The sequence below is a fragment of the Exiguobacterium sp. K1 genome (assembly GCF_033721435.1).
Lineage (GTDB): Bacteria > Bacillota > Bacilli > Exiguobacteriales > Exiguobacteriaceae > Exiguobacterium_A > Exiguobacterium_A artemiae.
Genome location: NZ_JAOTIT010000015.1, coordinates 1 through 824 on the forward strand (window position 1 = coordinate 1; position 824 = coordinate 824).

An 824-nucleotide genomic window follows, 5' to 3' on the forward strand; every position below is an offset into this window, starting at 1 on the left:
TACTTTTTTAATAAAGTATTTGACAATTTTGACTGATTGATATAGTATTATAGAAGTCGTCAAGTTACCACGGTCCTGTGGTGTAGCGGTTAACATGCCTGCCTGTCACGCAGGAGATCGCGGGTTCGAATCCCGTCAGGACCGCCATTTTTATTTACCGAAACTTTTTAGTATGGCTTTGTAGCTCAGTCGGTAGAGCAGAGGACTGAAAATCCTCGTGTCGGCGGTTCGATTCCGTCCAAAGCCACCATTACACCTGCCGGTGTAGCTCAGCTGGTAGAGCAACTGACTTGTAATCAGTAGGTCGCGGGTTCGACTCCTGTTGCCGGCACCATCTTAATATGGCGGTTGTGGCGAAGTGGTTAACGCACCGGATTGTGATTCCGGCATTCGTGGGTTCAATTCCCATCAGTCGCCCCATTTTATTTTAACTTAATACTATTTGTGTCATTAGCTCAGTTGGTAGAGCATCTGACTTTTAATCAGAGGGTCGCAGGTTCGAATCCTGCATGACACACCATTTTTTTATGCGGGTGTGGCGGAATTGGTAGACGCGCTAGATTTAGGATCTAGTGTCTTTGACGTGGGGGTTCAAGTCCCTTCACCCGTACCATTATATGTATGCGGAAGTAGTTCAGTGGTAGAATACGACCTTGCCAAGGTCGGGGTCGCGGGTTCGAATCCCGTCTTCCGCTCCAATTTTTCATCTAAGAAACATCAAATAGCATAATTTGCGGTCGTGGCGGAATGGTAGACGCGCTAGGTTGAGGGCCTAGTGGTGGCAACACTGTGGAGGTTCAAGTCCTCTCGACCGCACTTATTAT

Annotated in this window: 8 tRNA genes; all 8 read left to right on the forward strand. The window is 47.6% G+C overall.

What is annotated here, in order from left to right:
- Positions 1-71 precede the first annotated feature (71 nt).
- The 8 genes from N7U64_RS15340 to N7U64_RS15375 all read left to right on the forward strand — a co-directional run bounded on the left by N7U64_RS15340 (position 72) and on the right by N7U64_RS15375 (position 816).
- Positions 72-147, forward strand: a tRNA-Asp gene (locus tag N7U64_RS15340).
- A 27-nt stretch (positions 148-174) separates the two neighbouring features.
- Positions 175-250 (forward strand) — tRNA-Phe (locus N7U64_RS15345).
- A gap of 8 nt (positions 251-258) precedes the next feature.
- Positions 259-334 (forward strand) — tRNA-Thr (locus tag N7U64_RS15350).
- 10 nt (positions 335-344) lie between these two features.
- A tRNA-His gene (locus N7U64_RS15355) sits at positions 345-420 on the forward strand.
- Between the two features lie 24 nt (positions 421-444).
- Positions 445-520: transfer RNA gene (locus N7U64_RS15360), tRNA-Lys, on the forward strand.
- Between the two features lie 9 nt (positions 521-529).
- Positions 530-613: transfer RNA gene (locus N7U64_RS15365), tRNA-Leu, on the forward strand.
- A gap of 10 nt (positions 614-623) precedes the next feature.
- Positions 624-698 (forward strand) — tRNA-Gly (locus N7U64_RS15370).
- A gap of 35 nt (positions 699-733) precedes the next feature.
- Positions 734-816: transfer RNA gene (locus tag N7U64_RS15375), tRNA-Leu, on the forward strand.
- The last annotated feature ends 8 nt before the right edge of the window (positions 817-824 follow it).